20 protein-coding genes and 6 pseudogenes are annotated in these 22,817 nt (G+C 69.2%); 21 read left to right on the top strand and 5 right to left on the bottom strand.

From position 1 onward, the window contains the following. The first annotated feature begins 38 nt into the window (after positions 1-38). Together ACIRB7_RS30395 and ACIRB7_RS30400 are read left to right on the top strand one after the other, a co-directional pair. A complete protein-coding gene (locus tag ACIRB7_RS30395) occupies positions 39-224 on the top strand; it encodes a hypothetical protein (protein WP_403604913.1) in 186 nt (61 codons plus the stop codon). A gap of 44 nt (positions 225-268) precedes the next feature. After that, a pseudogene (locus tag ACIRB7_RS30400) lies at positions 269-676 on the top strand (DUF6415 family natural product biosynthesis protein). 238 nt (positions 677-914) lie between these two features. Here ACIRB7_RS30400 and ACIRB7_RS30405 read toward each other — a convergent pair. Next, the gene (locus ACIRB7_RS30405) at positions 915-1,511 is read right to left on the bottom strand and encodes a DUF2165 domain-containing protein (protein ID WP_403604916.1); all 597 of its coding nucleotides are present in this window, start codon (positions 1,509-1,511) and stop codon (positions 915-917) included. A 274-nt stretch (positions 1,512-1,785) separates the two neighbouring features. Between ACIRB7_RS30405 and ACIRB7_RS30410 the strand changes: the two genes are divergently transcribed. From ACIRB7_RS30410 to tpg, 8 genes and pseudogenes are all read left to right on the top strand, one after another. Further along, a complete protein-coding gene (locus tag ACIRB7_RS30410) occupies positions 1,786-2,010 on the top strand; it encodes a hypothetical protein (RefSeq protein ID WP_403604919.1) in 225 nt (74 codons plus the stop codon). After that, positions 1,994-2,212, top strand: coding sequence for a hypothetical protein (locus ACIRB7_RS30415; protein WP_403604922.1), 219 nt, complete (start codon positions 1,994-1,996; stop codon positions 2,210-2,212). The genes ACIRB7_RS30410 and ACIRB7_RS30415 overlap by 17 nt, the downstream gene beginning before the upstream one ends. 52 nt (positions 2,213-2,264) lie before the next feature. Next, positions 2,265-2,828 carry a hypothetical protein gene (locus tag ACIRB7_RS30420; RefSeq protein ID WP_403604925.1) on the top strand — a complete coding sequence of 188 codons (564 nt, stop codon included), beginning with the start codon at positions 2,265-2,267 and terminating at the stop codon, positions 2,826-2,828. 822 nt (positions 2,829-3,650) lie between these two features. Beyond that, positions 3,651-3,986, top strand: coding sequence for a hypothetical protein (locus ACIRB7_RS30425; RefSeq protein ID WP_403604928.1), 336 nt, complete (start codon positions 3,651-3,653; stop codon positions 3,984-3,986). Positions 3,987-4,902: 916 nt separating this feature from the next. Then, positions 4,903-8,298 carry an RHS repeat-associated core domain-containing protein gene (locus tag ACIRB7_RS30430; RefSeq protein WP_403604931.1) on the top strand — a complete coding sequence of 1,132 codons (3,396 nt, stop codon included), beginning with the start codon at positions 4,903-4,905 and terminating at the stop codon, positions 8,296-8,298. 35 nt (positions 8,299-8,333) lie between these two features. Beyond that, the gene (locus ACIRB7_RS30435) at positions 8,334-8,459 is read left to right on the top strand and encodes a hypothetical protein (protein WP_403604934.1); all 126 of its coding nucleotides are present in this window, start codon (positions 8,334-8,336) and stop codon (positions 8,457-8,459) included. Positions 8,460-9,183: 724 nt separating this feature from the next. Further along, positions 9,184-10,626: a vanadium-dependent haloperoxidase gene (locus ACIRB7_RS30440; RefSeq protein ID WP_403604937.1), complete on the top strand. Its 1,443-nt coding sequence runs from the start codon at positions 9,184-9,186 to the stop codon at positions 10,624-10,626. Between the two features lie 341 nt (positions 10,627-10,967). After that, positions 10,968-11,296, top strand: a pseudogene (tpg, locus tag ACIRB7_RS30445) (telomere-protecting terminal protein Tpg); the annotation flags it as partial. 821 nt (positions 11,297-12,117) lie between these two features. On the opposite strand, the gene ACIRB7_RS30450 reads toward tpg, so the two are convergent. Then, positions 12,118-12,687: a hypothetical protein gene (locus ACIRB7_RS30450; RefSeq protein WP_403604940.1), complete on the bottom strand. Its 570-nt coding sequence runs from the start codon at positions 12,685-12,687 to the stop codon at positions 12,118-12,120. A gap of 85 nt (positions 12,688-12,772) precedes the next feature. Here ACIRB7_RS30450 and ACIRB7_RS30455 point away from each other — a divergent pair. After that, positions 12,773-13,399, top strand: a pseudogene (locus ACIRB7_RS30455) (conjugal transfer protein TraA); the annotation flags it as partial. Positions 13,400-13,466: 67 nt separating this feature from the next. Here ACIRB7_RS30455 and ACIRB7_RS30460 read toward each other — a convergent pair. After that, positions 13,467-13,859 carry a hypothetical protein gene (locus ACIRB7_RS30460; RefSeq protein WP_403604943.1) on the bottom strand — a complete coding sequence of 131 codons (393 nt, stop codon included), beginning with the start codon at positions 13,857-13,859 and terminating at the stop codon, positions 13,467-13,469. Between the two features lie 190 nt (positions 13,860-14,049). Between ACIRB7_RS30460 and ACIRB7_RS30465 the strand changes: the two genes are divergently transcribed. Further along, a complete protein-coding gene (locus ACIRB7_RS30465) occupies positions 14,050-14,592 on the top strand; it encodes a relaxase domain-containing protein (protein WP_403605083.1) in 543 nt (180 codons plus the stop codon). On the opposite strand, the pseudogene ACIRB7_RS30470 reads toward ACIRB7_RS30465, so the two are convergent. After that, positions 14,508-14,857, bottom strand: a pseudogene (locus ACIRB7_RS30470) (PP2C family protein-serine/threonine phosphatase); the annotation flags it as partial. The gene ACIRB7_RS30465 and the pseudogene ACIRB7_RS30470 overlap by 85 nt on opposite strands. Positions 14,858-14,995: 138 nt before the next feature. Between ACIRB7_RS30470 and ACIRB7_RS30475 the strand changes: the two are divergent. The 9 genes and pseudogenes from ACIRB7_RS30475 (at position 14,996) to ACIRB7_RS30515 (ending at position 22,004) form a co-directional block, all read left to right on the top strand. Then, positions 14,996-15,430, top strand: a complete 435-nt coding sequence (locus ACIRB7_RS30475) for a DUF6892 domain-containing protein (RefSeq protein WP_403604946.1) — start codon at positions 14,996-14,998, stop codon at positions 15,428-15,430. Positions 15,431-16,238: 808 nt separating this feature from the next. Next, positions 16,239-16,787 carry a YciI family protein gene (locus ACIRB7_RS30480; RefSeq protein ID WP_403604948.1) on the top strand — a complete coding sequence of 183 codons (549 nt, stop codon included), beginning with the start codon at positions 16,239-16,241 and terminating at the stop codon, positions 16,785-16,787. A gap of 58 nt (positions 16,788-16,845) precedes the next feature. Beyond that, positions 16,846-17,997 (top strand): GDSL-type esterase/lipase family protein, encoded by a 1,152-nt coding sequence (locus tag ACIRB7_RS30485; protein WP_403604951.1) that lies wholly within the window; start codon positions 16,846-16,848, stop codon positions 17,995-17,997. Positions 17,998-18,190: 193 nt separating this feature from the next. Then, positions 18,191-18,319, top strand: coding sequence for a hypothetical protein (locus tag ACIRB7_RS30490; RefSeq protein ID WP_403605086.1), 129 nt, complete (start codon positions 18,191-18,193; stop codon positions 18,317-18,319). Between the two features lie 237 nt (positions 18,320-18,556). Then, on the top strand, positions 18,557-18,697 hold the full coding sequence (locus ACIRB7_RS30495) for a hypothetical protein (RefSeq protein ID WP_403604954.1): 141 nt from the start codon (positions 18,557-18,559) through the stop codon (positions 18,695-18,697). Between the two features lie 153 nt (positions 18,698-18,850). Then, positions 18,851-19,440, top strand: a pseudogene (locus ACIRB7_RS30500) (DUF5753 domain-containing protein); the annotation flags it as partial. A 277-nt stretch (positions 19,441-19,717) separates the two neighbouring features. Continuing rightward, positions 19,718-20,386 (top strand): annotated as a pseudogene (locus ACIRB7_RS30505) (hypothetical protein); the annotation flags it as partial. Between the two features lie 278 nt (positions 20,387-20,664). Beyond that, positions 20,665-21,249 (top strand): ECF RNA polymerase sigma factor SigK, encoded by a 585-nt coding sequence (gene sigK / locus ACIRB7_RS30510; RefSeq protein ID WP_403604957.1) that lies wholly within the window; start codon positions 20,665-20,667, stop codon positions 21,247-21,249. Then, positions 21,246-22,004 carry an anti-sigma factor domain-containing protein gene (locus ACIRB7_RS30515; protein WP_403604960.1) on the top strand — a complete coding sequence of 253 codons (759 nt, stop codon included), beginning with the start codon at positions 21,246-21,248 and terminating at the stop codon, positions 22,002-22,004. The genes sigK and ACIRB7_RS30515 overlap by 4 nt, the downstream gene beginning before the upstream one ends. A gap of 134 nt (positions 22,005-22,138) precedes the next feature. Here the strand turns inward: ACIRB7_RS30515 and ACIRB7_RS30520 are convergent, their stop codons facing one another. Continuing rightward, positions 22,139-22,786, bottom strand: a complete 648-nt coding sequence (locus ACIRB7_RS30520) for a fasciclin domain-containing protein (protein WP_403604963.1) — start codon at positions 22,784-22,786, stop codon at positions 22,139-22,141. Positions 22,787-22,817: the final 31 nt, after the last annotated feature.

Here is a 22,817-nt window from a genome sequence, read left to right on the forward strand (position 1 = left end):
CGGCACCGACGGACCACCAGCCGGAGAGGCGGGGCCTCATGCGCGCACACACCGACTCCACCTCCCCGGCCCCGGAGGGCTGCCGCGGCCTGCAGTCGCCCGCCTACGGCGCCCCTTCACCGGCCTTGCTCGCCCGCGCGGACCGTGGCTTCGCCCGGTTCCTAGGCCAGCACGACGAGGACCAGGACGACGGGGCCGAAAGCGGCGAGGACCCCCAGCGGTGACCGCCGGCCACCCGCACACGACGCTCCCGGCAGCGAGGCCCGCCATGCACACCAGCCGCCACACGGCCTGTACGACCTCGACGTCCTCATCGAAGGCGGGCTCCCGCTGGATCGTGAACCGTACGAGTGCCTCGTTACGGCCGTCCTCGCGTGGACCGGCGAGGACACCCTCACCACCCGCGGCTTGGAGCAGATCGCCCTCCAGCTGACCGGCCACGCCCGCGCGGTCGCCTCCGACGTCCGCCGCCGCGCCGCCCAGTCGCCCAAGGACAGCGGCCCCAAGGCGCTCGCCGATGTCGTCCTGCGCGAGGCAGAAAGCCGGCTGTCCACGACGATCGAAGGCACTGCACTGCGTCCAGAACCGCGGCCGCCTCGTCCGCGCCCTCTACGAGCGGCTGGACCGGCTTGCGGCCGCGCTCACCCCGGAGCGGGTTGCACCGAGTAGCGGCTGAACCGCTGGCTTTGGACACCGCCCGTTTTCGCAGGTTAATCCTGGTGGGCTGCTCGGTGAGCGGGTGCGCGCCCGGTCGGGTGACCGTATCCCGTGTCGGGGCGTCTCTCCCTGCCCCGAAGAGGAAGAAGTCGTACTTATCGATGGTGGTGCGCGGAGGCTCGCGGCGACTAGGGCGGTGGTCGGCCTCCTGCGCAGACACACGGGGTTCGTGGTCCCCGTGCGTCTGCCGAGGGGCGTCAGGTCCGTTCGGTACCTGCCCGGCGAACACCGGGCAGGTGCACGAGGAGGAGCGTGAAGGCGGCCAGCGCGACGTTGCGGGCTGCGGCGTCCAGACCGTTCCAGTCGGACGACTGCCACATGGCGAACCATTCGCCGCCGATCGCGAGGAAGCCCATCCCGAAGAGCAGCAGCGTCATCACCAGGCCCACGGTGCTCGCCGCGCGGGCGCGGTCGTACGCGTTGCGGCGCAGCCCCGTGATCCAGAACCAGGTGGCGGTGAGGAGGACCGAAGCGGCCAGTGTCTCCCAGGCGATGATGGCGACGTAGGCGGCGTTCTGGAGGGTGGGGGATTCGACCGCTCGCCACATCAGGTCAGGGTCCTTGAACGTGGTGTCCATGCTCAGGACGTGCTGGACGAACTGCTGGTTGGTCCCGAAGTCCGTGATGTTCCCGAAGGCGACCAGGGTCATGGAGAGCGCGACGGTCGCCGTCAGCGCGGTCGCCGCGAGGGGCGGCGCGCCCAGCCGGAGGAGCCAGTTCCGTGGGGTGGCAGGGGTCGATCCCGGGGAACAGGCTCCGGAGTTGGTGCCGGTCGGTCGGTGGGCCTGTGCCATGGATGTGTCCTCCCTGGTCGCCCCGCGGGCGGTTGGACCGCGGGTCGTACCGTCCCCTCCCCACTTGCGCGGCCTTCCAGCCGTCCTGCCAGGCGTCGGTCCCTCCACGTGTCAGGGAGGCACCTTCGCGCCGATCGAGGAGCATCCTTGTTCACGCCATTGGTTCTGATTCGTACGGAACGACCTAAAGGTTGGAGGCCCTCCATCACGGCGCGTACGGTGTTCTAGTTAGGCCGCGACCTGGAACACCGGATGGGCCGTCACCACCCGGTCTGTGCGCATGACCTCGCTCGGCGTCGAGAACCCGGCAGGTCCGCTACTGCTTCAGTTCCACGACCACCAGGCCCAGTGCCCCGTCCTGGCGCCGGACGCCGTCCGGTTCCTGGCCGCGCAGTGGACCGGCACCGTACCGCTGACCGTCCTGAGCCCCGAGTCCCGTGGCGGCGTACGCGCGGACCGGTACGAGCAGCAGGACCAGCAACGTGGAGTTCGGCCTTGACGTGTCGACGGGCCGGGCGGTCCTCGGCTGCCCTCCCGACTGCCCGAACCCGGAGCGCAACAGGTACTTGATCTACGTCGCCCGCCGCCACGGCGTGCCGGTGTGCACGACTCTGGCCGACACCACGGCCGCCGCCCTCGCCCTCGTCGGCGCTGCGGGCGGGGCCGGGCCGTCGTACGGCGCGGTGCACTCGATCCGGTGACCGGGGCAGCGAAGGCACCCCGAGGCGGGGAGCGTCTCGCCACAATCGCCCGGTGATCATCAACCGCCGCTCCCGCCGGCTCCGCTCCGTCGCCGCCGCGCTCGCCGTCCTCGCCGCCTCCGTCACCCTGTCGGGATGCGGGACCGATTCCCCGCCCCAGCACGAGGAACGGCTGAACAAGGCGGCCGGGGTCGCCCAGTTCAGCATCGTCAGCACGCAGGACATGTGGGACCGCACCCGGCAGGGCGGCCGGCCCCAGTCGAATGGCACCTCCTTCGACGAGGTGAAGCCGCGCAAGCTCGGCGGCGAACAGGGCCGGCGGGGACTGATCGAGGTCACCCTCACCGGACCCCAGCTGGTCGAGTACCTGCGCAAGCTCGACTACGACGCCCACGGCGGGAACTTCCGGGACTCCGCTGATGAGCCGCTGGCCCGCCGCATGTACGACGCGATCGTCCCGGTGGTGGACCGGATCGAGCCGGGCAAGGCGCCGGCCGAGGTGCCGAGCGTGTCGGTGGATGACGCGGTGGCCGCCGGACCGCCGCCCGCCTTCCCGACGACGGCCCCCTCGGCCTCGCCCCGGCCGCCGGCTCCGTCGAGCAGCCCGCCGAAGTAGCCGCCGCGGCGAGGTGTGGGGTGCGATTCCGTGGGCAGAAGCGGCGTCGGCGCCGCCGTCGACGGATACCCCCCCGAGTCGTGGCCGGCGGCGCGCGTACGACGAGGCCCCGCCCGCAGGAGTGTTCCTGCGGACGCGGCCTCGGTGCGTACGAGGTCAGTCCACTTCCTCTTCCCCAGGAGGCTTGGCGCCACCGCCGCCGAGAAGGCTGCCGACGGCGTGGGGGCGGTCCCCCAGCCGGTGTCGCGGCGGTTCCAGTTCGGGGCGGCACTTCAGCCGATGTCGTCCCGGTAAGCGGCTGGCTATCTCCGGCTCGACGTTGCTCACCGCGCTACGCCGCCACCTCGGCCTGGGCCTGGACGTCGGCCTGGACCTCGGGCAGGTGCTTCAGCGCCATCCGGGCCGCGACCCGCGCCGGCCCCAGCTCCAGGGTGTCCCAGTACGGGTGGGTGCCGACAGCCTCCGGTCCGTGAGGAGCCGGCGCAGCCGCTCCTCCTCCGCGATCTGCTCGGGGATGTATCCGGGGGAGGCTCCCGGCCGCCGGTCACCTCACCGGTGTGGGGGTGGGCGGTGCCGGGCCAGCCGGGCAGTGGCTCGACGGACCATGCAGGTCAGCCGTCCAGAGCGCGCGGGCCCGGGCGGTTGGGAGGCGGGCAGCTGGGGTGGAACTGGACCGAGGAGCATGCCGTGATGGCCAAGGCGGGACGGCCGTCGTGGGCTGCGAGGGACGGGTCGCCGGTCTGGTTGATGCTGATAGGACGGTCCCAGTCCAGCCGATACGTGCCGTGCCCGCCGGAGACGGAGACATCTTCGACTTCACCGGTGCGGGCACCGATGGAGCACATGTCGGTGGAGCACCTGGCCGACCTGGGCGACCTGCTCACCGACCACTACACCGAGGCCTTGGTCGAGGTCTTCAGCGCGAAGGCCGAGCACCGCTCGCCCGCGCCGGTCGCGGGGGAGGAGGCGCCGTCGGCGCCGGTCGTCGACCTGATGGCCGCCCTGGAGGCCTCGGTGGCGAAGGCGAAGGAGTCGCGCGGCGAGACCGGAGAAGGGCCGGCCACGGTCCACGAGATGCCGAAGCCGAAGAAGACGACCGCGGCCAGGAAGACCACCGCGAAGAAGACCACGACGCCACGGCGACGGAAGTCCGCCTGAGGCCCATGCCTGCATGTCGCGAGATGTCCCTGGTCTATCGACTCGTCCACCAAGCGACCCCGGTGCCAACGGCAGTGGGCACGAGCGTCAGCAGCCAGACAGGTATGCGCTCGATGGTCAAGTGCACGCCACCGATACGGAGTTCGATCTGTGGCGAGCGATCTTTGGCGTGCGGCTTCGATATCATGGCGAAATGAAACCATGCGAAACGATTTGTCCCCCCCCATAGGGGGTAACCGCCGGAACCCTGTAATCCATTTCCGGGGACGCACTCGATTGAGGGTCGTCCTCTTTTTCATGAGCCTGAAATGGAAACAATTGTTTCCATTTCACCGGCTCGCGCCAGCCGCGTCCGGGAGCGGTCACCCTCGCTGGTCGGTGTCGAATCCAGTGTCGAAGCCTTACAGGACGGGGTCGAGTTCGGCCGACGCACCGCACAGGGGAGCAGAGCCGGACGCCGGGCCGCTCCGCAGCGGTGCCAGGACAAAACGCTCTTTGACTCAGCCCACTGCGGTCCAGGCAGGCGGAAGCCGTGCAGGATCGGCTGTAGTGGTGGCGATGGCACGGCCGTGGCTTTCGCTCTGGGGGAGACGTCGAGGCTGGCTGACTGGGGGAACGGGAAGCGCTCCGGCTTTCGCGGAAAGCGGTTTCCGGTCAGCTTGCCTCTCAGGAAAAGTGTCTTGCGACATGCCCAGTGTTGTCCTGCGACATGATTTGAGGCGGGAAGGTCGGTCGCATATTTGACTGGTTCTCGCCCGTGTGTGCGACTGAATGGCGGGCAGGCACCGGCCGGTCGGGAAGCAACTGTGGCAGCGTGTGCGGCTCCAGTGGCCGATGGGGCTGCTGTGACATCTCTTCTCGTGGGGGGAAGTGCATGACTTCGCGTGCTTCCGGCACGCCTTCTCGGCGTGCCCGTATGACGGCAAGACACTCCCTGACCGCGGCGATCGCGGTTCTCGCGCTGGGTGCGTCGGCGCTTCCGGCACTCGCCACCGCGCCTGCGGCCGGTCCGGGCCCCGGGTCCGCGTGGGGCAAGAAGGCGGCGCCTCTGGAGATCCCGCCGGTCAAGGTGGGATCGACCAAGCCCGTGCCCGGCAAGCCTGAGGCGGCGCCGTCGAAGGAAGAGGCGGCCTGGCGGGCGGCACAGAAAGAACGCGCGCGCACCGGCAGCGTCCCGTCGAACGGGGGTCAGGTCACGGCCAACCGCACGGCCGGCGAGACTGGAACCCTGGTATGGGTGCCCGAGGGACAGGGCTCGGTGCCCTGGCACCAGATCTCAGACTTCCGCATCACCGACTCCCTCGTCGCGCGGATCAACCTGTCCAACGGCAACCTGATGCTGGCCGCGACCGACTTCGAGGTCGCCGGTGTGGGACAGAAACTGCGCCTGGCACGTACGTACAACTCGCTGCACGGGCCCTACGGCAAGGTCTCGGACCGCTGGTGGCAGGAGTACGAACGGTACCTGCACATCTTCACGAACGAGGTCGTCGCCTACGACGCGACGGGTGCCTCGGTCAGGTTCACGAAGAACGCCGACGGCACCCTCACCACGCCCAAGGGGTACTCGCAGGACCTGAAGAAGAACGCCGACGGCACCTACACACTCACCAATCGTAAGTCGGGTGTGAAGGACACCTACGACGCGAACGGGACGCTGACGAAGGTCACCGACCGCAACAAAGGCACGATCACGGTCGACCAGCACGATGAGACCGGCGAGCACAAGGGCTTCAAGCTGACCGAGACCCGCTCCGGCCGCTGGATCGACCTGCTCAAGACGTATCCCAACCAGTGGCAGGCCAAGGACCACACCGGCCGGACCGCTGTCTTCGATCTCGACGCCAGCGGCAACCTCTCGCGCACCACGGACACCGAAGGCAAGACCACTTCCTACGCCTTCGACGCCGATGGAAGGATTACTAAGGTCACGACCCCGGAAGGACGGGTGACGGTCTTCAGCTACGACGCCCAGAACCGGGTCATCTCCATGCTGCGGGCGACCCAGACCGGCAGCTCTGGACACACCGGCCCCACGTACACCTACGCCTACACTGGCGTTTATCCCTCCGACGCGGGCACGACGACCGTCACCGACCCCGAGCAGCACGCCACGAAGTACGAGCACGACGGTGACGGCAAGGTCACCAAGGTGACCGACGCGCTCGGCCACTCCCGTTCGAAGACCTTCGACGGAAACAACAACGTGCAGACCGCGACGGACGCGATGGGCGTCGGTGGCGTCGGTGGCAATGTCACCACCTACGGCTGGGACACACGCAACAACCTCACCTCGGCGAAGCTGCCCACCGGAGCCACTGCCGCCGTGGCCGGTTACCAGACGCTCTCAGGCGCAGATCTGCCCGGCTCGATGACGACCGTCGACGGGGAGAAGACGGACTACACGTACGACACGGCCGGCAACACCAAGTCGGTCGCTGTGACCGGCACGGGCGGCGGGACCCAGTCCTTCGACTACAATCCCGCCACTGCCACCTGCGGCGGTTTCGAGGGCCAGCGCTGCAAGGTCACGACGAAGATGTCGTCGACCAAGTCGGTCTCCACGTCCTTCACATACGACGCCAAGGGCAATCTGACCAAGGTCACCCCACCCGCCCCCCTCGGTGTGACGACGTACACCTATGACGACCTGGGTCGGCCTGCCACCGCCAAGGACGGCCGCGGTGTCACGACTCTCTACACCTACGACCACCGCGACCGCATCACGAAGGTCGACACCTCCGGCTACGCCACCGTCACCTACTCCTACGACGGAGACGGCAATCTCACCCAGCGGTCGGACGGCACCGGCGTCACCTCCTACGAGTTCGATCCGCTGTCCCGCGAGACCGTTCGCACCTTGCAGAACGGCTCGCAGACCCGCCTGACCTATACGGCGGCGGGCAACGTGGACACGTACGAGGACCCGGCGGGCCTCACCGACTACACCTGGAACGAGGTCAACAAGCTCGCACAGTTCAAGGACCCGACCGGCAAGCTCACCACGTACACGTACAACAACAACGACGTCCGCACGAAGACGACGTACCCCGGGGGCACCGCCCAGGAGGTCACGCTCGACAAGTCGAACCGACCGGAGAAGATCCGGGCGACGTCCCCGAAGGGCACGCTGGTCGACCTCGCCTACACCTACGGCTACGACCACGACGCCAACACCACCACCCCCCTCAAGGACGGTGGCAAGATCCGCACCCGGACGGATGCGGTCGCGGGAATGAAGACGACCTACAGCTACGACGGGGCGGGCCGGTTCTCCTACGCCAAGGAGGAGAAGGGCACCACCCTCAACTCGTCCTGGCAGTACTGCTACGACCTGGCCGGCAACCTCACCTCACAGGGCGTCGACCCCGGCTGCCCGCGCGGCACCACCTACACGATCAACGACGCCCAGCAGATGACCGCGAAGAACGGCGTCGCGACGAACTGGTCCTACGACAAGGTCGGCAACGAGACCGCCGGCGCCTCCACCCCCGAAGGCACCCGCACCGGGGAGACCTGGTCCGACTACTCCCAGATGACCTCGGTCATCGTGGGCGGCAAGACCTACGCCGGCCAGTACGGCTCGACGGACCAGAGCGAGCGCATCAAGCTCGGCGAGACGTTCTTCCACAACGGACCGCTCGGCCTGTCCGCAAAGAGCCTCGGCGGCGTCGACATGGGATTCAACCGTGAACCCGGGGGCACCCTGAACTCCATGACCACCGGAGGCAAGTCCTACTACTACCTCACCGACGCGCTCGGTTCGGTGGTCGCGCTCGCGGACGGGGCCGGCACGAAGGTCAACACGTACTCCTACAGCCCCCGCGGCGTCCAGCGCACCGGAACCTCGGAACAGGTCCCGCAGCCCTACCAGTTCGCGGGCGGCTACCACGACGCCACCGGCCTCTACCACTTCGCCGCCCGCTACTACGACCCCAACATCGGCCGCTTCACCAGCACCGACCCTTCCGGCCAGGAGAAGAACCCCTACCTCTACGCCGAAGGCGACCCCGTCAACCGCATCGACCCCACCGGGCTGGCTTTTTTTGACGCGGTCGGCAAGGGCTTCGACATGTACGACATCGGCAGCATGGCCAAGGACGTGTCCGAGGGCAACTACAAGGACGCCCTGGCCACGGGGGTCGGCCTGGCGGCGGGTGCCGCCGCCGAGGCCGGGTGCGGCGCGGTCGCCGTCGCTGTCAGCGCACCCACCGCAGGTGTGGGCGGGCTGGCTGTCGGCGCCACCTGCTTCGCCGTCGGATACGGGGCTGGCGAACTGGGCGAGAAGGCCGCAACCAGCGCCCTGAATTAGACATCGAAATCGGTAAACAGCAGCGGGAGGACGACATGCCATACGGCCAGTTCCTAGCCAAGGGCGCCGGGGAGGGCACTCCGCCCTTCTGGATCATCGCCATCGCCCTGGTCGTCATCGTCGGGGTGGCGTTCCTGGTGAGTAAGGCCCGAAAGAGGTAGCACCACCCGCCAGACACGCAGGACTGTGGCGCTCCGCCCGGCTGGTTCCGTACCGGCCGGGCGAAGTGTTGCCCGCATAAGAGATCGGTTTGAGAGCGTTTGACCGTGACTTGCCTTGAAGGGCGCTCATCAGCGGTTACTTCGAAGGCGCTGTCCGGTGGGGCCACAGGCGATACTCGTCCTGTGGACTGGTTGTAGCGAGCTGGGGAGCCGTCGCGGAGGTTTTATCGCGGTGTTCGAGGACGTGGGAGGGTCTGAGCCTCGGCTCCCCGTGCAGGACTGGGAGCTGTACCGGTAACGAGTGGTTCCTGCTCGCCTGCGTCGTCCTGCCCTGGGCCGTGGAGCAGTACGACACCGCACGAGCCCCGTCGGCTGACCTCCCCGCCCCCCCGCCGAGGCGTCACCCGCCGCATCCGTCCTGGCCTGGGCAGCCCGGTTTCCACGGCAGCTGATCGAACGCTGGAGAGGGATGCAGCCCTGACGATGCACCGTGCCCCGTGTCCCGTGTCCCGCGCCAGGCTGGCGCGGGACACGGAACACGGGGCTCTACGTCCATCGCATCCCGATCGCGGACAGACCCGCTAGGGGGTCAGTATGGCGGCCCTCCGGCCCCCGAGCGGGTGGCGCGCACGCTCAGACGGCTGGTTCGACGGTTGCTGCTTCCCTCCAGGTGTCATGTGTTCTGTCGGGTCATGCGAGCTGCCTGGACAGAAAGGGACACTCCATGCGCATCGGAAAGCTCAGAGGCGGAGCGGCGACCGCCGCGGCGTTGCTGCTGCTGGGAACGCTTTGCAGCAACGGCGCCGAGGCAAAGACGCCTCCTGCCCCGGGGACGGCGGACGCCCACCAGGTGATCAGCGAATGGGCGCAGAGGGTGTCCGCGACCGTGGACCCGGAGGGCTCGCTGCGCGCTCCGGAGGAGGCGGTGTGGCACACGTACGTGTCACTGGCCATGTACAACGCGGTGGTGGGCATTGAGGGCCGCTATACCCCGTACCGTTGGCGGGTGGCCGCTCCCCGCGGTGCGTCGGCCGAGGCGGCTGCCGCGACGGCGGCGTACCAGGTGCTCCTGACTGGCTTCCCGAAGGCCGGCCCCCTGCTGAGAAGCGCGTGGACGGCTTCGTTGGCGAGAGTTCCGGACGGGCCCGGCGAGCAGGCGGGAGTGGCGTTCGGGAAGCGGGCGGCGCAGCACCTCATGGCACTGCGCGCCGACGACGACCGAGGCGCTTCCGTGCCGTTCTCTCCCTCGTCGACGCCGGGTGGCTGGCGACCCGCGCCGCCCCGCTACGGGCCCTTCGCGACGGCGTGGATCGGTCGGCTCCGCCCGTTCCTCATGGACGAGCCCGGCCGGTTCCGCCCGGGACCGCCCCCCGAGCCGACCTCCATGCGGTACGCGCGGGATTTGGCCGAAGTGAAGTCCTATGGTGCGAAGAACGGTTCGCGGCGGAGCGCATGGCAGACGGAGACGGCGCTGTTCGTAGCGCGTGTCGACATCCAACGGGCGCTCGGTGACCGCGCCGCGCGACATGGCTTCGACGTTACCGAGACCGCCCGGCTGTACGCCGCCGCGAACACCGTCATGATGGACGCGATGATCGCCGCCTGGGACGCCAAGCTGCACTACGCCACGTGGCGGCCGATCACGGCCATCCGCGAAGCCGACAGGGACGGCAATCCCGCGACCCGAGCCGACCCGGCGTGGGAACCGCTCCTGGCCACACCCGAGCACCCCGACTACCTCAGCGGCCATGCCGCTACGGCCGGAGCGCTCATGCGGACTCTGGAAACGCTTCTCGGCACCTCGCGGGTCGACCTCGACATCCACTCCGTCGGCATCGGCACCACCCGGCACTACGAACACTCCGCGGAGTATCTCCGCGACGTCGTCGACGCGCGTGTCTGGTCCGGAATCCACACCAGGAGCGCGGACATCGTCGGCAGCGCCACCGGGAAACGCGTCGCGGAGTGGACGTTGAGGCGACACTTCCTCGAGACCCGCGCGTCGGCACCGATGCCCGCGACGGGACCGAAAGGCAAGCACATGAAATCCGCACCAAAAATCGGGCAGCCGTCACGCAGTAGCCAGCCGCTTTCCGAATTCGCGGAGCGAATGCAAGCGGGGTCGCGGAGCGATTCCCCGAAAGGAAAACTGCGGAGCAACTCCTAACTCGGGCGCATGACATCCGATTGACGACCCGTAGGGTTGTCCACCGGTCTACGCCGCCGCCGTCACCACTACCACCGCCACCGCGGCCCGGGCCTGGGCCGCCATACGGGCCGCGGCCCGCGGCGGCCCCAGCTCCAGGGTCGCCCAAAAGGTGTGGTTAGCGACGGCTGCCGACAGATCGGTGACGAGCCGGCGCATCCGCTCCTGTTCCGCGATCTGCTCCGGGGTGTAGCCGGGGGCGGCTGGTCGGTGTCACCTCCCGGTGTAGGGGCGCGCGGTGCCGAGGTCGCCCTACGCGCCATCGGTGCCCCCACCCCCGCTACTCAACAAGGAAATATGCCGTGAGAGAGGTCGAGGACGCGCTTGAGCGGGCCGGTCAGGAGCACTTCACCCGCCGGCCGCCCAAGCCCCTCAAAGCCCAGATCGGCATCACCGCCGACTCCGTCAACCGCTACCGGCAACGCCCCGCAAGCACCCGTACAGCGAGGTCGCCGCGTGCAGCGACGCCGCGGTACAGGCCCGCTGACAGCCCCAGGTGCGCCGTCGCCGACAGCGCCAGGCCGCGACCACCCACGGGATCACGGTCAAGCCCCGCGCCCGCTTCGGCTACACCGCCCCCGCCGGCACCACCGACGACGGACCTTTCCGCCGCCTCATCAAGCATTGCCCCCGGCATCGGCAAGGGCATCCCGATCGCCATGATGCCGTGCGTCAACCGCGCCTACACCGCGAACCCGCAGTTTGAGCGGTCCATCGAGACCCTTTGCGGCGCCGGCGCACGCGTTGTGTGCGGCGAGGGCGGGTTCGTGCCGACCGAGCCGGCCAGGGCGAGCGGTTCGCCTACCCCTGGCCTGCCGCACTGAAGGCCGTCTCCGACCTCCTGTGACGACAGAGCCGTGAAGGACAGAGCGTCATGCCGAGTCACGGCAGGCGATGCCCCGCGACCGCCGTATCCGACGACTCGAGGTCCATCTTCCGCCCGACTGACCACCGGGGGACCTCGATGACCACGCTCCCGGGCACTGCGTACCGTACAGCGCTCCGCGCCCGTACAGCCCTCTGGCGGTGTCGCAGTCCCGCTTGTAGTCCAGCCACCCATCACATCCCAGTTCACGCAGCACACCGAGGATGCGGCGCAGATTCGGCCAGGTCGCGGTAGTCGCGGGTATACATGCACGCCCGGGTGAAGTCCTGAAGCACCTTGGACTGGGTGCCCGGGCAGCCCTCGATCGTGGAATTCGTCCAGACCCTCATCAAGGCTTTCTGGAGCGCGGAGGAGCCCGGTCCACCCCGGTCCCTGGGGGACGCGGCAGGCCGGCCCGGCTCACGGGCCCGTCGCCGAGGAGAGCGCCGTTCACCTCGTCCTCAGCGAGCTCACGGGCATCGTCCACGGCACTCGTGATGCCGACGCCCGTGTCAATGAGGTGGCTTGGCCGAAGCCCGCGGTGTTCGTGGGTTCCCTTCGCGTCGTGCGGATCAGCCGGCTGGGGGTCAGGCGGGTGTCCGGCTGCGCGGAGGTTCGGTGGACAGCAGCGACCAGAGCCTTCTGCCCTCGGCGGAGGCGTCGGTGCCGCAGCTCACCGTGCCGGTGACGCCGGCGAGTGCGGTCAGGATGCTCTGGTCGGGCTCGGCCTCGGTGTGGCTGAGGACGACGAGGAGGATCATGCCGTCCTGGTCGGCCAGGTGGACGCTGACACGCTTTCCCGCGTCCTTGACGGCCGTCTCCACGAGAAGCCGTACGGTCTCCTCCAGAAAGCCGTTCCGGGGGTGGCTGTACTCCCAGCCGCGCACAGCCTGGGTGACATGGCGGACCGCTTTGCCGGCCGCCCAGGGGGCAGCGGCCAGAACCCAGTTGTGGACGCGCCGGTTCCGCACCGCCATGCGAGGCCGACGGGTCTCGATTCGGGCCTGGACTGGGCCGGGCAGGGGCAGCGCGGTGCTGACGGGCTTCGTTTTCGGTTCGGGCCGGGGGAGCTCGACCGGCTTCTTCTGCGGCGGCGGTGTGCGACGCGGATTGCTCGGCGGTACCTTCGGGCCCTTGTTCTCCGTCGGCTCGTTCAACGGCACCTCCTCGCACTGTCTGCTGCCCCCACCCATCGTGGCAGCAAATCAAGGACGCCGATGGCCACTTCGCTCCCTTCGCCCCAACCAGACCCGCCCGCCCAAGCGCACGGAGCTGCTGTCGCTGACCCACCTGCGGACGCGATGGCGCGCCTCAGCGATCCGGGCGTTCGGCGCCTGCACCGTCTACCGGCTCGCCGAGCGGGCGCGAGCGGCGGCCGCGGCGGTGTGGGCGCGGGTGCGGCCGGTGGCCGACCTCGCCTTCGCCGCCGTCGACGTCGTCGCCGTGGTGTACGTGATGCGTGGCGCCTTCGCGCGCCACCACCTGCTCGCCGAAGCCCGCCACCACCTGCTCGCCGAAGCCCGCCACCACCTCTCCTCGTCCTGCGCGGCCGCCTCCGCCAACCCGGCCTGGACGAACAGATCGTGCAGACGGTCGTCGACGACTACACCCGCCCCGTTGGGCGCGGCCGATGATGACCGCCGACTTGCGCGCGCTCTACCGCGCGGCATCGAGGACCAGGCCGTGCTGCGCCCGCTGATCCGCAAAAGGTCTGCCCCGCCGTACGAGCGGGCCCGCCTCGCTGCCGACGCGCTCAGGGCACGGGCTCAGGCCGTGGGCCGCACGGACCGACCGGCCGGCCGCGCCCCGGAGCAGACGACCGACGCCGACACGGTGAATCAGACCCGCCGGATGCTCGCCGAAGCCGCCCTCGCCTGAACCCACACAGCTCGGCCCCGGTCAGACCCGTTGGAACCAACAGGTCTGACCGTCTGCATCATGCCGGTCGGTGTTTCCCGCATACGGGGTCCGTCAGGTGCGCGGTTTCAGTTTGGTCAGGCGGACGGGCTGACCGTCGAGGAAGAACTCGTCGATCTCGGTGTCGCTGGTGTTCTTGTCGTGCTCGCCGGTTCTGCAGCAGGCCCAGGGTGATGTGGAAGTCGCGCAGCGCGTCCCGGATCCGCGTGTGCAGGGAGGGGTAGTCGGGGGTCTCGGCCGGGTCCGCTGCGGGGATCAGCCGCGCCTCGCGCGGGGCGTCGATGCCGCTCACCGACACGTCGGCGGCGAAGGTGAGCCCGGTCTCCGCCAGGGCCTTTCGGGCCTTGTCCGCCAGGGCGACGGCAGACAGGTACTGGGTCACCTGGTCCCGGCTGAAGGCCGGTGCGACCATGCGCGCGATCTCCTTGGCCAGTGGCCGGCACGGAACTCCCGAGTGATCGCATCGACCAGGGCACGCTTCTCGCCGAGGAAATTGTCGAGTTCGGCCATGATGTTCATGGGGCAAACCTCATCGGCTGGCCTGAATTCAGTCCAGCTGTAATTCAGTCTTTAGTCGCTAGGTGAGATGGCTGCCCCAACCGATGCCGCTGGTGGCCGCTGAGGTCTGTGAGGCGCTGGGGGTGGCGACCGAGCCGCGCGTCGTCACCTCGGTGCGCCGGCCTGTGATGGAGATTGCCGGGGTGGGGCACGAGCTGATCCGCTGGACCTCCCGGCGCAGCGACCAGATCGCTGACTGTCTGGCCGAGCTGGAGCGCGAGTACGTCACCGCCGTCGACGACGACGGCGAGCCGCGGTTCCTGCCCGTGGTCTCCGAGCGGGCCCGCGCCAAGCTGAACCAGATCTCCGCGAAGATGACACGCCCGCCGAAGCCGCAGGCCCGGTCCCTCGCGCAGCTGCGCAAGGAGGGGAAGGAGAGCGCGATCCGCACCTCCAAGGTGGCCGTCGACGTCATCAGCTCCCTCCTCGAGTACGCCCGTGCCGCGGCTGCGGCGATCCCGGCCCGGGTCGCCGCCGTGGTCGGCACAGCGCTGGCGGCCGCCGACGTCGCCGCGAGACGCTCCCGCAGCTGCTCGATCCCGGTCCAGACGTCCCGCAGCCGGGACTCGACCAGGCCGTCCGTGTAGAGCAGCAGCGTGGCACCGGCCGGCGCGTCCAGCTCGACCGCCTCGAAGTCCACCCCGCCGACCCCGATCGGGGCGCCGGGCGGCACCCGCAGCACCTCGGCGCGGCCGCCGAGGTGGAGCAGTATCGGCGGCGGATGGCCCGCGGTGGCGACGGTGATCCGGTGCGAGACCGGGTCGTACACCGCGTACATACAGGTCGCCATCCGGTTCTCGCCGAGCCGCTGCGCCTGCTCGTCCAGATGGTGCAGACCTCCTGCGGCGGCAGGCTGCTGCAAGATGACCGCCACGGCGGCCTGAACGTAGCCGGATGCGGCCGTGGAACGGCCCGTTTCGTATCCCTTCCTCCACCCGGCCGAGGGCCAGGCGGAGACACGGTGTCGCACCTCCGTGGTACGCATGTCGCATGAGCCAGTTCCGCGACTTCAACCTCAAGCTGCTCGTCATCGAGGAGCTCATGTACGGCACCAAGCCGCTCCTCCCGGTCTACGACCTGTCCGCGCGGTTGGCCGAGCGGGGGATCGGCGACCCCGCGTCCTACGTCTTGGAGAACGGCCTCCACGCGGAGGTGTTGCCGGAGCCCCGAGCCCATTTCGAGGCCTTGGAGATCCCGGCCGAGCTGCTCGCCCGCGTCGGGGAGCTGTGCTTCGACGCCGGGGCGGAAGTATTCCGGCACTGCGCCCCCGCCTGGGACGGCGAGGACGACCTGTTCGACGTCCGCTCGCTCGACGACCTCACCCTGCTCCCCAACCTGCGGGAGGTCACCTTCGTAGAGGACGGTGTTCTGGCTGTGCCGGACGCGGCAGAGGTCTTCGCCGCGCGCGGCATTGACACTGACTGAGCCCTGGCACCCGTTCGTAGCCCGCCGCGCCGGCGGGGAAGGCCGCCCACCGCACGCTGCCAGCCAGCCTTCGGGACGGCGGCGCAACACGGTTGTGATCGCCGCTGCCGCGCCGACCCCCGCCACATTCGTGGTTGTCCCCTCTCTGGCACTGCGGCAGCGCCGGTGCCGGCACCACACCCTCGACGGGAGTGCGCTCGGCGCGCACGTCCGGCGGTAGTGACCGTGAGGGCGGCCCAGTCATGAACGGGGCCTGTGCCGAAGCCTGCCGGAGCCCCGCCCGTCGGCGGCTTGCCGGGCACCGCGGCTGTGCGGCGCGCCAGGTCGTCCCCTGGCGTTTACGGTTCGGGGTTCGGCTCCCGGGAGCGCTCGCGGGCCTTGGGCCAGTTCGCGGCCCGGTACTGGGCAGGTTCGTTGTTGACCGGTCAGGGCGGGTTCAGGGTGCGCGCGGCGCTGCAGTCCGGGGTGAGGGTCATCGTCACCTTCTTCCCGGTCACTGTGATGGCGTCGGGGCCGATGGCCACGGTGCCCTTGGTCGGCGCGCGCAGGAGGACCTCGAGGACACGGCCGAGGGCCTCGCACCGGCGTTCCGGGGCACCTTGCGGAAGTAAGGGCTGTTGAGGGCGTCGGAGTGGAACACGACGTGGGGAAGGCGTCCGATGCGGCGGATCCTGGCCTCGTCATTGATCGGACGCCGGCGTGCGGGCTCAGACGCCAGGTTGCCGTCCCGGTCGTAGGTTTGGAGCGCTGGTCATCGTTGCCGAAAGCCAGTTGAGATGGTGCCTTTGATGGGGAAGGGTCTGTGGTCATGGAGTTCTTCTGCTACCACCGTGACCGGCCCGGCTCCCTCGCGTTACGCGAGGAGTTGGTGGAGGAGCACTGGTCCTACATGGACCGGTACGCGAAGGAGCTGATCGCTCGCGGCCCGACCTTCGCCGGTGATGGTGAAACACCCACCGGCAGCGTGCACATCGTCGATCTGCCCGATCCCGCCGCCGCCCGCGCGTTCGCCTTCGAGGAGCCCAACTACCAGGCCGGAGCGTACCGGGATGTGCTGCTGCGCCGGTGGCGGAACGTGCTGGGGCGCACCATGTGGGATTTCCCCGGTGGCCGGACCGATGGCAACCGGTACCTGGTGCTCGGCCTCGGCGAGGGCCCGGCCGCCGACCTTGCCCCGCCGCTCGACCGGGACGAGCTGGTCGCGTACGGGCCGCTGCTGTCCGACGACGGCAACACCTGGCTGGGTACGGCGGTGCTGCTCAGGGCCCCCGACCCGGACACGGCACGAGCCGTCCTGACTGCGGACCGGTACGCGGACATCGAGGTCCACGACTGGGAGTTCGGCGGGCGTCGATGAGCCACGAAGACGCCGGGTCGATGACATCTCCGGACCACGTCGACCCGGGACGGCGGCGGTGACGGTGGCGCTGCGGGCGGTTCCGCTGGTGGGCGGGCCGGTGGAGATACGGGGCGCGTTGGACCTGGAGACCACACAGGCCGGGGTGATGCCGCGCCGGTTGCCCGCGTGGACCAAGAAGCAGTACCAGGACCCGTCGGTCTACGGGGTGACCGTGATGCCTTCGGGAGTGCGACTGGTGTTCCGCACCGATGCGCGCACATTGGAGTTCGAGGTACTCACCTCCACCGGCCAGCTCGCCTCCGACCCCCAGCCTCGCCCGACCGGGATGCTGGAGCTGCTGGTGGACGGCGCCTTGGCCGGGCGTCAGCAGGCGCCGGTGGGCAACGTGCTGCGGATGGCGGGCCCCGGAACCGTACAGCGACTCATCCCGGGCGAGCCAGCAACCGTACGGTTCGCCGGGCTGCCGGCCGGCATGAAGGACGTCGAGTTGTGGCTGCCACAGCAGACCCCGACGGAACTGGTGGCCCTGCGTGCTGACGGTGACGTGCTGGCGCCGCTGCCGGACGGGCGGCGCCGCTGGGTGCACCACGGCAGTTCCATCAGCCACTGCATCGAGGCTGACGGCCCGACCGGGACCTGGCCGGTGGTGGCAGCTGCGCTCGGAAGGGTGGAGGTGATCAACCTCAGCCAGGCGGGCAACGCGCTGCTGGATCCCTATGTCGCCCGGACGATCCGCGATACGCCCGCCGACCTGATCAGTCTCAAGGTGGGCATCAACATCGTGAGCCTGTCCGCCTTCCGACTGCGGACGTTCGGCCCGGCGGTACACGGATTCCTGGACACGATCCGGGACGGACACCCGGACACCCCGCTGCTGTTGATCTCTCCGGTGAGCTGCCCGGCCCTGGAGGAGACTCCCGGCCCAACCGCGACCGGCCCTGACGGGAGGCTCGCCGCCCTGGGCGACCCGGCCGATGTGGCCGGCGGGGCGTTGTCGCTGGCGGTGGTCCGTGCCGAGCTTGCCCGGATCACTGCGGCACGACAGGCGTCCGATCCCCACCTCCACTATCTCGACGGACGCGAGCTGCTCGGCCCGGACGAGGCAGACGACCTGGCCGACGGCCTTCACCCCACCGCCACCGCCTACCGTCGAATGGGCAAGCGCTTTGCAGCTCACGCCTTCGCGACCGACGGTCCCTTCCGCTGAGTGAGCTGGGCTCCACACCCCGCACCAGGTGTGGAGCTTCCCCGCTTCTCAGGCCGGAGAGGGGCGGTGGGGGATTCGGGCCACTGCTCGTCTTATGAAGGATGGGTTCGTGTGATCTCTTCCACTGGAACGTCGTTGTCGCCGTTGGCAGCGGCTGCGCGTACTGCTGAGCGCAGAGCGTGTTGCAGATGATCTGCGGCGATACTTCGGTATAGGTCTGCCGCCCGGCACGGTGGCGTTCACCGGGAGCCGGTTCGAGCATCTGGCGGGTGGGGGAGACCGGCCGGAGATCGCCGACAGGGTCACGGCCGGTCATCGGTGAAGGCGACACCGCGGCAGCAGCCATCGCCACGGTGGTAGGCGCGCTTGCTTCCAGCGAACTGCGGGCCTGCGCAGGCACTGCAAACGATCAGCGTCAGGGCTGACTCGCGATCTGACCCTGCATGGTGCTGATGGCCGCGAGCCCCTGCTCGGCAGCAGCCAGTGCTAGGGCAGAGCGGGGCGCGGGGAGTTCGAGGTCACCGCCGGAGTCGGCCGTCTGCGCTGAGGAAATGGCACCGTGAGCAAGTACCTCACCCACGCCCACGCAGGCGCGCCCGGCGACGCGTTCGTGGTCGAGCCCGTCCGTGCCGTCATCGGGTGGGACGGCTTCGAGCCCCCGCACGAGTGGCACAACCGCGTCTTCCCGCCCGCCGGGTGAGGCCGCCCCCTGCGGGGGACTCACGGTGCTTCTCTGGCGGGGACCCTGCTACGGCCCGGTCAGGGGAGCCAGTGGGGGAGTCTGCGGTGAGGGTCCGCGGGTACACGGCGGCCTGGCTGGTGGGGCGACGACATGGGCGGTCGAATGGAACAGAGGGAATCGGGCCGGCAGGGCTGGTGGCACGCCTACGGCGACATCCCCCACAGCGTCTACGTGGACCAGAGACGGACGCCGCCTCCATCCATGCCTACGAGCCGATGGTGATCCCCGGACTTCTGCAGACCCCCGCCTACGCGGCCGCGGTCATCGAGGAGACGATCCCCCTGGTCACGGTCGACCAGGCCGCCGCGCGCCTGAAGGTGCGGCTTCGCCGTCAACACCGGATCTACGACCCCGCTTGTCCCTTGCGTCTGTGGGTCGTCCTGGACGAGTCGGCCCTGCGGCGCGTCGTCGGCACTGGAGCACCTGCACGCCCTGAGCACCGAACCACACATCACGGTGCAGGTCCTCCCGCACACGGCGGGCGCTCACCCGGGCCTCTCGGGGCAGTTCTGCCTCCTGCGGTTCCCCGACAGCCCCAAGGCGGTGGTGTATCTGGAGAGGTTCACCAGCGGCCTCTGCCTGGAAAGGCCGGCCGACGTGCAGCAGTACAGCCGGTTGTAGCACACCTCCAGGCCCAGGCCCTCAACCCGGACCACACCCGGCACCTCATCACCGAGACCATCAAGCTCTACCCCTCATGAGCCCCCGGACGGCCAGCGGACCTGCGGGGACCCCAGCCACGTGGAAACCCGTGTGTTGAAAAGCCACTTCCCCGGCGAAGTGGGCCGGCCAGCCCCACGCGCCCGGCGCCTCTCAGGTGGGGGTACCTCCTGGCCCGCTCCTCTCTCACATCACAGGAGTCCCACCCGTTACCAATCCTTCTACTGCATCACTCCGAATAGAGAGCGAAAGGGACAAATGTCCGAATTCGATCCGGCCTCATGCCGGTGAAATCTCCCCGGAAGGGGATGCATCGCGATGACAGTCAAGCGCTCAACCCGTATCACCGCCCTCGTGGCCCTGCCCGCGGCCCTCGCGCTCGCCATGGCAGCCCCGGCGCTGGCCCACGATGCCAGCGAAGGAGCCCGGCAGACGCAGCACGGCGGGAGCTACCAGGTCGATCTGCGGCAGCTGAACGACTCGGGCGCCCGCGGAACCGCCGAGCTCAGCCTGCAGGGCCGCCAGCTCACCGTGAAGATCGACGCCCAGGGCCTGGTCCCCGGCCAGCCCCACGCCCAGCACATCCACGGCTCCACCACTGGACACGACTTCACCTGCCCCGACGCCAGTGCCGACAAGAACGGCGACGGCGTCGTCACCACCACCGAGGGACTGCCGGCCTACGGAGACATCAACATCTCCCTGACCACCAAGGGCGACACGACCAAGGCCAGCGGCCTGGCCGTCGACCGGATGCCGGTCGCGGACAAGAACGGCAATCTCTCCTACTCGCGCACCATCGCCGTCTCCCAGGCCGTGGCCGACAACATCACCTACCTGCACCTCGTCCAGCACGGAATCGACCCCAACGGCAACGGCGTGTACGACTTCGGCAAGGGCAAGAGCGAACTCGACCCCAAGCTGCCCCAGGAGGCCACCGCCCCCGCCAGCTGCGGCACGATCGAAGGCCACAGCGGCGGCTCCATGGGCAAGAACTAGCCTCTTTCAAAAGGTGGCTCCCCCTGTCCTGGAACCACAGCCATTCCGTCATCACGACGGCCTCGGTGTCCGCTCGACACCGAGGCCGTCACCATCTCCGCCGAGCACTTCGCCTTGCAGCCTTTTGTGTACTCTCCGTGGCTACCCGAGGTGCCCCTGTCGACGAGGTTTACGGTTTGCATGCCTTTGTCCTTATGGGGACCAAACCGGGCGGCTTGCCGCTCCGAATAAGGGTCGTAGGCGGGCGGTGCTGGAGAATCACATCCGTGACAGACAACGTCCGCAGTGACAGGACCCCCGAGCTAGAGGCCGACCTGCCGTCGCTGATGAAGAAGGTGGCGGAGGGCGACCAGGAGGCATTCACCGGGGTCTTCCAGGCAGTGTCGGATCCGGTCTTCGGCATGGTCAGCCGTGTCCTGCGGGACCGCGCCATGTCGGAGGAGGTCGCTCAGGAGGTTCTGGTGGAGGTATGGCGGACGGCACCTCGTTACGATCCCGGCCGTGGGTCGGTGTTCGCGTGGGTGCTCACCATGGCTCATCGCCGGGCGGTCGACCGTGTCCGGTCGGAACAGGCGGCATCCTCGCGTGAGGCACGCGTGGCACTCCTCGACCGTGAGACCGAGTTCGACCAGGTGGTCGAGGAGGTCGAGGCGCGGTTCGAGCGTGAGGCCGTGAGGTCCTGTCTACGGGGGCTGAGTGAACTGCAGCGGCAGTCGGTGACGCTCGCCTACTACCGAGGTCTGACCTATCGCGAGGTCGCCGAACGGCTCGCCCAGCCGCTGGGCACGATCAAGTCCCGTCTGCGGGACGGCCTGATGAAGCTGCGCGACTGCCTGGGGGTGACGGCATGAACCCGGACGACCTGCACATGCTCTCCGGTGCCTACGCGCTCGACGCGCTCAACGACGCAGAACGTGAGGCGTTCGAACGGCACCTGACCGGCTGTGCCTCGTGCGCCCAGGAAGTACGAGAGCTGTCCGAGACGGCGGCGCGGCTCGCGCTCGCGGTGTCGGCGCCCGCCCCCCAATCCCTGCACAACGACGTCATGCGGCAGATCCCTCGCGTACGCCAGCTGCCGCCCACGGTATCCGGAGCGCCTGTGCTGCGGCAGAAGCGCAAAGGAGCCGGACGGGCGGGCCTGATATGGGCCCTGGCCGCGAGCATCGCTTCCGCGGTAATCCTCGGTGGAACCGCGGTCGTGCAGACGAATGCGGCCCGCGACGCGGAACGGGACACCCAGCGCGTCCAGCAGGCGGCGGACGCCGTTGCCGCCGTCCTGTCCGCTCCCGACGCCCAGCTCGCGGTGACGCGACTGCCGGAGCAGGCCACCGGCACCGTGGCGGTGTCCAAGAGCCGCGACCAAGCGGTGTTCACCGCGACCGGCCTTGCCGAACCGCCCGCCGGCAAGGTGTACCAGCTGTGGTACCAAGACCGGGGCGCCATGCGCCCGGCCGGTCTGATCGAACCCGACCGGACCACCACAGTGACCCTTCTCGACGGGCCGGTGGGTCGGGCGAGGGGCATGGGCATCACCCTGGAACCGGCCGGTGGATCCCCCCAGCCCACCAGCGCGCCACTCGCCCTCACCTCCTTCCCCACCACGTGAGGCGGGAGGGCGGCAGGACGCTTGGGTCATGCCGTCGCTCCGCGAGCGGCAATTGTCGCCGCACGCACGCCGAGCCATGCGGCCGCCCTGCTTCGGGAGGTCGCACGGCTCGGTGTGTGCGCGGTGTGCCGTGCCTACTTGGGCATGAGGACGGTGTCGACGATGTAGACGGTGGCGTTGGCCGTGGGGACGTTGCCGCAGACGACCTTGGAGGAGTCGTTGACGGTGTAGTCCTCGCCTGAGCCCTTGGTGGTGGCCATCCCCTTCTGCAGGGTCTCGAAGGAGCCGTTCTCCAGCTGCTTCGGCGTCAGCTTCTGGCCCACGACGTGGTAGGTGAGGATCTTCGTCAGCGTGTCCTTGTCGGCGAGGACCTTGTCCAGGTCGGCCTTGGGGATCTTTGCGAAGGCGTCGTTGGTGGGCGCGAAGACGGTGATGTTCTGCGCGTTGTTGAGGGTGTCCACCAGGCCGGCCTGCTTGACGGCGGCCACCAGCGTGGACAGCGCCGGGTTGTTCGAGGCGGCCGTGGCGACGGGGTCCTTGGCCATCCCGTCGAAGGAGCCGGCGCCCTCCTTGGGTACGCCTGCGCAGGCGGGACCGAACGGCTTGTCCGCTGCCATGTCGGCGTCCGCGCTGGGGGAGTCGTCCTGGGTCGCGGGTGCCGCGCTGCTGGTCTCGTTGGAGGCGGCGTCATTGCCGGAGTCCGAGCAGGCGGCGAGCGAGAAGGGAAGGACGGACGCGGCAGCCACGGCGACGGCCGCGCGGCGGAAACGAAGAACGTTCATGAGAGGGATCTCCTTCGAAGAATTTCTGTAT

It is taken from the genome of Streptomyces sp. NPDC093795, assembly GCF_044764665.1.
Taxonomy (GTDB): Bacteria; Actinomycetota; Actinomycetes; order Streptomycetales; family Streptomycetaceae; genus Streptomyces.

What these genes read in the sequence shown, in the direction of transcription:
- ACIRB7_RS30395 (WP_403604913.1), top strand. Translation starts at nt 39, where the DNA reads ATGCGCGCACACACCGACTCCACCTCCCCGGCCCCGGAGGGCTGCCGC.
- ACIRB7_RS30405 (WP_403604916.1), bottom strand. Translation starts at nt 1,511, where the DNA reads ATGGCACAGGCCCACCGACCGACCGGCACCAACTCCGGAGCCTGTTCC.
- ACIRB7_RS30430 (WP_403604931.1), top strand. Translation starts at nt 4,903, where the DNA reads ATGACGGCAAGACACTCCCTGACCGCGGCGATCGCGGTTCTCGCGCTG.
- ACIRB7_RS30435 (WP_403604934.1), top strand. Translation starts at nt 8,334, where the DNA reads ATGCCATACGGCCAGTTCCTAGCCAAGGGCGCCGGGGAGGGCACTCCG.
- ACIRB7_RS30440 (WP_403604937.1), top strand. Translation starts at nt 9,184, where the DNA reads ATGCGCATCGGAAAGCTCAGAGGCGGAGCGGCGACCGCCGCGGCGTTG.
- ACIRB7_RS30460 (WP_403604943.1), bottom strand. Translation starts at nt 13,859, where the DNA reads ATGGTCGCACCGGCCTTCAGCCGGGACCAGGTGACCCAGTACCTGTCT.
- ACIRB7_RS30465 (WP_403605083.1), top strand. Translation starts at nt 14,050, where the DNA reads ATGCCGCTGGTGGCCGCTGAGGTCTGTGAGGCGCTGGGGGTGGCGACC.
- ACIRB7_RS30475 (WP_403604946.1), top strand. Translation starts at nt 14,996, where the DNA reads ATGAGCCAGTTCCGCGACTTCAACCTCAAGCTGCTCGTCATCGAGGAG.
- ACIRB7_RS30480 (WP_403604948.1), top strand. Translation starts at nt 16,239, where the DNA reads ATGGAGTTCTTCTGCTACCACCGTGACCGGCCCGGCTCCCTCGCGTTA.
- ACIRB7_RS30515 (WP_403604960.1), top strand. Translation starts at nt 21,246, where the DNA reads ATGAACCCGGACGACCTGCACATGCTCTCCGGTGCCTACGCGCTCGAC.
- ACIRB7_RS30520 (WP_403604963.1), bottom strand. Translation starts at nt 22,786, where the DNA reads ATGAACGTTCTTCGTTTCCGCCGCGCGGCCGTCGCCGTGGCTGCCGCG.